Origin of the sequence: Citrobacter sp. S46_ASV_140 (assembly GCF_018919545.1) — a bacterium.
Classification (GTDB): Bacteria; Pseudomonadota; Gammaproteobacteria; order Enterobacterales; family Enterobacteriaceae; genus Citrobacter; species Citrobacter braakii.
On sequence record NZ_JAHLRC010000146.1, the window covers coordinates 1 to 7,513 of the forward strand.

Below are 7,513 nucleotides of genomic sequence, written 5' to 3' on the forward strand. Positions count from 1 at the left end.
GCGTAGCAGCCTGCCGTGGATTGACGAAGGTGCCAGAGCGCGCGTGGAGAAAGGTCGCGTGGCGCTGGATAAAATCATCGCCAAAGAGGTCGGCGAAAGCAGCAACATGCGTGGCCGCTTAACTAAGCTGGATGCGCAATTGAAAGAGCAGATGAACCGCATTATTGAGCATCGCACTGACGGCCTGACCTTCCATTATAAGGCGATTGATCAGGTCCGCGCGGATGGACAACAGCTGGTCAATCAGGCGATGGGCGGTATTTTGCAGGACAGCATCAATGAGATGGGGGCGAAAGCCGTGCTCAAAGGCGGTGGTAATCCGCTGCAGGGCGTGCTCGGAAGCCTCGGAGGTTTGCAAACCTCAATTCAGAACGAATGGAAGAATCAGGAACAAGACTTCCAGCAGTTTGGCAAAGATGTTTGTGCCCGCGTCGTGACGCTGGAAAACGATCGTAAAACGCTGGTTAGCACTCTGAAATAATCTTCACCTCTTTTTAACGGCACAGAAACATTCTGTGTCGTTTTATTTTGTATTTTTCTGTTTTTTTGATATCCATCTCTAAGAATAACAATTTGATGGAGATATAAATCTGGTTAATTGGATGGCGTCACATTATTCATCTGTAAGATAGACATAATGCTGCAAATTCAAGTAACTGGAGAAATAACATGGAGTTTTTCAAGAGAACGGCACTTGCCGCACTGGTTATGGGTTTCAGCGGCGCGGCGCTTGCACTGCCAAACATCACTATTTTAGCTACCGGCGGGACGATTGCCGGCGGTGGTGACTCCGCAACAAAATCTAACTACACGGCAGGCAAAGTCGGCGTAGAAAATTTGGTTGATGCCGTACCTCAGTTGAAAGATATCGCCGTTGTGAAAGGCGAGCAGGTGGTGAACATCGGCTCCCAGGATATGAATGACGAAGTCTGGCTAACGCTGGCGAAAAAGATTAATACCGAGTGTGATAAAACTGACGGCTTCGTGGTAACACATGGTACGGATACCATGGAAGAAACCGCCTATTTCCTCGATCTCACCGTCAAGTGCAACAAGCCGGTGGTGCTGGTCGGCGCAATGCGTCCGTCTACAGGTATGAGCGCTGATGGCCCGTTCAACCTGTATAACGCCGTGGTAACCGCCGCGGACAAAGCCTCTGCCAACCGTGGTGTGCTGGTGGTGATGAACGACACCGTTATGGATGGTCGCGACGTGACCAAAACTAACACTACGGATGTCGCTACTTTCAAATCCGTTAACTATGGTCCGCTGGGTTATATCCATAACGGTAAAATCGACTACCAGCGTACGCCTGCGCGAAAACACACCACATCCACGCCGTTCGATGTATCTAAGCTGACCGAGCTGCCGAAAGTTGGGATTGTTTACAACTACGCTAACGCCTCCGATCTGCCAGCCAAAGCATTGGTAGACGCGGGTTACGCCGGGATCGTCAGTGCGGGTGTAGGTAACGGTAACCTGTATAAAACCATTTTCGATACGCTGGCAACTGCCGCGCATAAAGGTACCGTTGTAGTGCGTTCATCCCGTGTACCAACGGGCGCCACCACCCAGGATGCTGAAGTTGATGATGCGAAATACGGATTTGTGGCTTCAGGCTCTCTGAACCCGCAAAAAGCGCGTGTTCTGCTGCAACTGGCTCTGACCCAAACCAAGGATCCTAAGCAGATCCAGGAAATGTTTAATCAGTATTAATCACTCCGGCCCCGGTCATTCGACTGGGGCGTTTTCTCAAAACCTCCTGAATATGCGTAACGATCAATTCGCTCATCATTTTTGTGGTTATGATGATTGCCGATCGTTATTTTGCATATTTATACACCTTAGTGGGATTGGTCGGGGATTATGCATTTTTTGAAAGACCTGGACGAAAGACCATCCTGTAAAGTTTTCCGCCATGCTGACCACTAAAGGCACACCTGTCAATAATGCGCCCGTGGGCGCATCGAGCATCACTCCGCCAGAAACAGCTCCAGCAGAGAATTCAAAAATAGCTTACCGTGTTGGGTAATCTGCCAGTATTCATCGCATTCACTCAGATAGCCCTGGGCAATGGCCTCATCGATCTGTCGACGAATAACGTCTTCGGTAAGCCCGGTATATTGCGTGAACTCCGCGCGAGGCGCGGCTTCCAGCAGCCGGAAACGGTTCATAAAGAACTCAAACGGCTTATCGGCCTTGGCGACATCTCGCTGGCTTTCCAGATAACGTCCTTGCATGTATCCGCGCGGATGTCGCGTTTTGGTCGTGCGCAGGATGCGACCGTCAGGGAAAGTGACTTTGCCGTGCGCGCCGCAACCAATGCCTAGGTAGTCGCCAAAACGCCAGTAATTTAGGTTGTGCTGACACTGATAACCCGGTCTGGCGTAGGCTGAGGTTTCGTACTGCTGATACCCCGCGGCGGTCAGCAACTGGTGGCCTTGCTCAAAAATATCCCACAGCGCGTCGTCGTCCGGTAATACCGGTGGTCGGGACCCGAACAGCGTATTCGGCTCGATGGTCAACTGATACCAGGAAAGATGCGGCGGGTTGAGCGCGATGGCCTGCTGTAAATCGCTCAGCGCCTCTTCCAGCGTCTGATCCGGTAAACCGTGCATCAGGTCGAGGTTAAAGCTGCGTAGTCCCAGACCGCTCGCCAGGTGCGCTGCACGTTTGGCTTCTTCCGGCCCGTGAATACGTCCCAGACGTTCGAGTTTGGCGGAGCTAAAGCTCTGTACACCAATGGAGATACGGTTTACGCCAGCACGTTGATAATCCACAAAGCGATCGGCTTCCACCGTACCGGGATTCGCCTCCATCGTGATTTCTGCATCTGCGGCGAGATTCAGCCGTGCGCGCACGCCGTCGAGCAGCGTTTGCATTGCCGGGCCAGAAAGCAGGCTCGGCGTACCACCACCGATAAAAATCGTCTTTACCTCACGGCCCTGGGCGTGGGCCACCTCAGAATCCAGATCGCTCAGCAGATGCTGCACATAGTCGTCATGAGGGACTTCGCCTTTAAGCGCATGCGAGTTGAAGTCGCAGTACGGGCATTTCTGCACGCACCACGGGATGTGAATGTAAAGACTTAACGGCGGAAGCTTAACCATTACGCAGGGCATCCAGCAGCAGCTTCAGCGCTTGTCCGCGGTGAGAAATCGCGCTCTTTTCTTCGCGGGTCAGTTCGGCGGCGGTTTTCCCTTCAGACGGCACAAAGAAGATTGGGTCGTAGCCAAAACCACCGTTTCCGGCAGGTTCACGGGCAATAACGCCCGGCCAGCGTCCGTGGCAAACCACAGGTGTTGGATCGTCTGCATGGCGCATATACACCAGCACGCAGTGGAATTGTGCCTGGCGCTTGTCATCAGGAACATCCTGCAGGGTGTGGAGCAGTTTTTCCAGGTTCTGCTGATCGGTTGCATCTTCGCCGGAATAGCGGGCTGAATAGATGCCCGGCGCGCCGCCAAGGGCATTTACCGCCAGACCGGAGTCATCAGCAATGGCGGGTAAACCGGTAATTTGCGCGGCATGACGTGCCTTCAGAATGGCGTTCTCAATAAACGTCAGCCCGGTCTCTTCTGCAGAATCAACACCCAGATCCGTTTGAGCAACAACATCAAGACCGAAATCACTCAGAAGAGAGGCGAGTTCACGCACTTTACCGGCGTTGCCGGTCGCGAGGACAACTTTTTGCATGGGATACCTAATCAGTTAGCGCCGCAATTTCGGGCGGGATCTGTTGCGGATGAATGATTTTAACCTGTTTGTGACGACCAAGCTCGCCCTTCTCAATGACGACCTGGCTTTTTGCCACACGGAACTGTTTGCCGAGAAACTTCACCAGATGGCTATTGGCTTGCCCATCAACCGGTGGGGCGGTAATGGCGACTTTTAACTCGTCGCCATGTAAACCTACAATACTGTCACGGCTGGCTTTAGGCTGAATGTAGAGCCGTAAAACCAGACCGTCATCGCAGGGGGTAACGGCACTCATAGCGCCATCCACAGCCCCGGCAGCAGCATGTTACCTGTCGCCTGTAACACTTCTGCGATGCCCATGTTAATGACATACAGCAGCAGAACCAGGATCATTGGCGAGAAATCGATCCCACCCATGCCTGGAAGTAAGCGACGAATAGGACGCAGCAGCGGATCCGCCAGTTGAATCAGCACGTACTCCACAGGGCTGCGGCCCTGGCTGACCCAGCTCATAATCGCCATCACCAGCAGAACCCAGAAAATCAGCAGTCCGATGGTCTTCAGGACAATCAGCACGGCGGCGATCCAGATGATCGGCTGGAACGTAACCACCTTAAACAGCACGATGGCCTTGATAAAGCTCAGAACGAGCGCAACTAATGCCGATGCGCTGTCAATTGGCCCCATCGGCGGAATGATACGGCGTAACGGCCCAATAATGGGCTGAGTGATTTTCACAATAAACTGCGAGAACGGGTTGTAGAAATCGCAGCGAGACCATTGCATCCACACGCGCAGCAGCAGCGCCATGGTATACAGCTCAATTACCGTTGAGAGCAGGAAGGTCAACGTATTCATGGTGTTCCTTAGTTTTCCTTATTTTTTAGTGTAATCACGAGCACCAAAAATGGCAGTGCCGATGCGCACCATCGTGCTACCCGCCGCAATGGCGGCATCCATATCATCAGACATCCCCAGTGAGAGCGTGTCGATACTTGGGTAACGTGTTTTCAACCCGGCAAATGCTACCGCCATTTGCTGTGCAACTTCAAACTGCCTTACATAATCTGACTCTGGCGCCGGAATCGCCATCAGACCACGCAGGGTAATCCGTGGCAACGCGGCGACTTCAGCGGCCAGTGCATCAAGCTCTGCAAGCGGAATACCTGACTTACTGTTCTCATCGCTGATATTAATCTGAATCAACACATTGAGCGGCGGCAGTTCCGCAGGGCGCTGTTCGCTCAGACGGGCAGCGATACGCAGACGATCAATTGTATGGCACCAGTCAAAATGTTCAGCGACCAGACGACTTTTGTTCGACTGCAGCGGGCCGATAAAGTGCCACTGCAGATCGTTAACGCCTTTTTCCTGAAAGTAGCGGATCTTATCCACCCCTTCCTGGACATAGTTTTCACCGAAGGCACGCTGCCCTGCGGTCATGGCTTCTTCGATGGCGCTCGCAGGTTTGGTTTTGCTGACTGCAAGCAACATAACTTCTTCTGAAGACCGCCCGCAACGCGTCGCGGCGGCTGAGATTTTGTCCCGGACATGTGCCAGGTTATGCGCGATATCGTTCATTTTCCGAGGATGTTCATATGAATATGGAAGAAATAGTGGCCCTTAGTGTAAAGCATAACGTGTCGGATCTACACCTGTGCAATGCATGGCCTGCGCGCTGGCGCATAGGTGGAAAAGTCGAAATAGCACCATTTACTCCCCCTGACGTGGAGAATCTGCTGATGTGCTGGCTCAGTGAGCAACAACAGGTACAGTGGCGGGAACAGGGGCAGATTGATTTTGCCCTTACGCTGGCGGACTCCCGGCGTCTACGCGCCAGCGCATTTGCTCATCAGCAGGGAACCTCGCTGGCGCTAAGATTGCTACCGCTTGAATGTCCTCGTTTAGACGATCTTCAGACCCCCGAGGCCATACCTAAACTGCTGCACGGTGAAAATGGATTAGTTCTGGTCACTGGAGCCACCGGCAGCGGTAAATCAACTACCCTGGCGGCGATGGTGGAGTACCTTAATCAACATATTGCGGGGCACATTCTGACGCTGGAAGATCCGATTGAATATCGCTACACCAGCCAACGTTGTCTTATTCAACAGCGGGAGGTGGGCGTACACTGCGCTTCTTTTGCTGCCGGTTTGCGCGGCGCGTTACGCGAAGATCCCGACGTTATTTTGCTGGGCGAGCTGCGCGACGTGGAAACTATTCGTTTGGCCTTAACGGCAGCGGAGACCGGGCATCTGGTGTTGGCAACCTTACATACGCGAGGGGCGGCGCAGGCCATCGCGCGGCTGGTGGACACCTTTCCCGCTCAGGAGAAAGATCCGGTGCGTAACCAGCTGGCAGACAGCCTGCGGGCGGTACTTTCGCAAAAGTTGGAGGAAGATAAGCAGGGAGGACGCGTGGCGCTATTCGAACTGCTCGTCAACACGCCCGCCGTGGGTAATTTGATCCGCGAAGGGAAAACGCATCAGCTACCCGGTGTGATTCAAACCGGGCAGCAGACAGGTATGCAGACGTTTGCACAAAGTCAGCAGCAGCGCCAGGCGCAGGGGCGACTTTAGTAGCCCTGCTCGAAATAGCTTTCAAGGATAATAACGGCAGAAGCGGAATCTACTTTGCCTTTATTCAACGCCCGGTATCCGCCTTGCTCAAACAGGCCTGAGCGGGCTTCGACGGTGCTCAAACGTTCATCGTGCAGCGTTACGGTTACGCCAAAGCGACCGTGAATGCGGTTAGCGAATTTGCGCGCGCGCGCAGTAAGGGGTTGTTCGGTGCCATCCATGTTGAGCGGCAGGCCGACAATGATTTCGTCCGGCTGCCACTCTTTTAGCAGGCGTTCAATCAAACTCCAGTCTGGCGTACCGTCCTGTGCTTTGATGGCGGGCAAGGGTCTCGCCGTACCGGTAATGCGTTGACCAACCGCGACGCCGATACTTTTCGTACCAAAATCAAAAGAGAGTAATGTTCCGCTCATCAGGCGTGTCCCGCCACGCCAGGCATGGTCTGAATATCAATCCCGATAAGCTTCGCCGCATCGCGCCAGCGGTCGGCAATCGGCGTTTTAAATAAGATGTTGAGGTCTGCGGGAGCAGTGAGCCAGGCGTTATCCAGTAGCTCTTGTTCCAGTTGACCTTTTTCCCATGATGAATAGCCCAGCGCAACCAGCACTTCAGATGGCTGCTCCTGCGTACCCAGGGTTTCAAGTACATCGCGGGAGGTGGTGATGATAGTGTTATCTGAAATGCGAATACTGGAGGCAAAGCGTGACGGCGGGGTGTGTAGAATAAATCCACGGTCTTCCGCCAGTGGGCCGCCGAGCATCACCGGTTTGTCCAGACGAATGGCAGGATCGCGTGCTTCTGGAGTAATCTTCAGCTTTTCCAGAATCCCTTCAATTTGTAAGTTTTCCAGAGGCTTATTGACGATAATCCCCATTGCTCCGTTCTCATTGTGTTCACAGATATACACCACGGAACGGCGGAAAATCGGATCCTGGAGAGCAGGCATGGCAATTAGAAAGTGATGCTGTAAATTCATTGTCAGAGGTTCTGTTTCCTGGTTCAAAAAAGCAACAGAGCCCAGTATGTGGGCAAAGCGCGAAGATGTCACCCTCTGAAGATAGCTTTGCCGGATGGCGGCTTCGCCTTATCCGGCCTACGGGGTGCAAATGTAGGCCGGATAAGACGCGAAGGCATCGCCATCCGGCAACTTATTTATTTCTGCAAACGTGCCTCGATGGCGTCCATCAGCATACCGGTAATCGAAACCGGGAACTCCGCTTCAATTTCACGAATAC

General features: G+C 53.2%; 11 protein-coding genes and 1 pseudogene. 4 read left to right on the forward strand and 8 right to left on the reverse strand.

The features are described 5' to 3' along the window. The 3 genes and pseudogenes from KQJ19_RS21025 to KQJ19_RS24100 all read left to right on the forward strand — a co-directional run. Positions 1-481, forward strand: a 481-nt coding sequence (locus KQJ19_RS21025; protein ID WP_216404085.1) for a DUF2884 family protein, incomplete at its 5' end; no start/stop codon positions are given. A 188-nt stretch (positions 482-669) separates the two neighbouring features. Then, positions 670-1,716 (forward strand): L-asparaginase 2, encoded by a 1,047-nt coding sequence (gene ansB, locus KQJ19_RS21030; RefSeq protein ID WP_016154404.1) that lies wholly within the window; start codon positions 670-672, stop codon positions 1,714-1,716. A 119-nt stretch (positions 1,717-1,835) separates the two neighbouring features. Beyond that, positions 1,836-1,948: pseudogene (locus KQJ19_RS24100) on the forward strand (DUF1202 family protein); the annotation flags it as partial. 25 nt (positions 1,949-1,973) lie between these two features. On the opposite strand, the gene hemW reads toward KQJ19_RS24100, so the two are convergent. From hemW to KQJ19_RS21060, 5 genes are read right to left on the reverse strand one after another with little or no spacing between them, the layout of a single operon-like run. Next, positions 1,974-3,110 (reverse strand): radical SAM family heme chaperone HemW, encoded by a 1,137-nt coding sequence (gene hemW, locus KQJ19_RS21040; protein WP_216404086.1) that lies wholly within the window; start codon positions 3,108-3,110, stop codon positions 1,974-1,976. Further along, positions 3,103-3,696: an XTP/dITP diphosphatase gene (locus KQJ19_RS21045; RefSeq protein ID WP_016154402.1), complete on the reverse strand. Its 594-nt coding sequence runs from the start codon at positions 3,694-3,696 to the stop codon at positions 3,103-3,105. The genes hemW and KQJ19_RS21045 overlap by 8 nt, the downstream gene beginning before the upstream one ends. 7 nt (positions 3,697-3,703) lie before the next feature. Next, a complete protein-coding gene (gene yggU / locus KQJ19_RS21050; protein WP_005123286.1) occupies positions 3,704-3,994 on the reverse strand; it encodes a DUF167 family protein YggU in 291 nt (96 codons plus the stop codon). Beyond that, a complete protein-coding gene (locus tag KQJ19_RS21055; RefSeq protein WP_016154401.1) occupies positions 3,991-4,557 on the reverse strand; it encodes a YggT family protein in 567 nt (188 codons plus the stop codon). The genes yggU and KQJ19_RS21055 overlap by 4 nt, the downstream gene beginning before the upstream one ends. An 18-nt stretch (positions 4,558-4,575) precedes the next feature. Next, positions 4,576-5,280 (reverse strand): YggS family pyridoxal phosphate-dependent enzyme, encoded by a 705-nt coding sequence (locus KQJ19_RS21060; protein ID WP_016154400.1) that lies wholly within the window; start codon positions 5,278-5,280, stop codon positions 4,576-4,578. A 17-nt stretch (positions 5,281-5,297) separates the two neighbouring features. Between KQJ19_RS21060 and KQJ19_RS21065 the strand changes: the two genes are divergently transcribed. Continuing rightward, positions 5,298-6,278 carry a type IV pilus twitching motility protein PilT gene (locus KQJ19_RS21065; protein WP_103766651.1) on the forward strand — a complete coding sequence of 327 codons (981 nt, stop codon included), beginning with the start codon at positions 5,298-5,300 and terminating at the stop codon, positions 6,276-6,278. On the opposite strand, the gene ruvX is transcribed toward KQJ19_RS21065, so the two are convergent. From ruvX to KQJ19_RS24105, 3 genes are all read right to left on the reverse strand, one after another. Then, the gene (ruvX, locus tag KQJ19_RS21070; protein WP_003825428.1) at positions 6,275-6,691 is read right to left on the reverse strand and encodes a Holliday junction resolvase RuvX; all 417 of its coding nucleotides are present in this window, start codon (positions 6,689-6,691) and stop codon (positions 6,275-6,277) included. The two genes, KQJ19_RS21065 and ruvX, sit on opposite strands and share 4 nt — an antisense overlap. After that, positions 6,691-7,254: a YqgE/AlgH family protein gene (locus KQJ19_RS21075; RefSeq protein WP_016154395.1), complete on the reverse strand. Its 564-nt coding sequence runs from the start codon at positions 7,252-7,254 to the stop codon at positions 6,691-6,693. Before KQJ19_RS21075 ends, ruvX begins: the two co-directional genes overlap by 1 nt. A 176-nt stretch (positions 7,255-7,430) precedes the next feature. After that, positions 7,431-7,513: hypothetical protein (locus KQJ19_RS24105; protein ID WP_253296390.1), on the reverse strand; the 83-nt coding region annotated here is incomplete at its 5' end.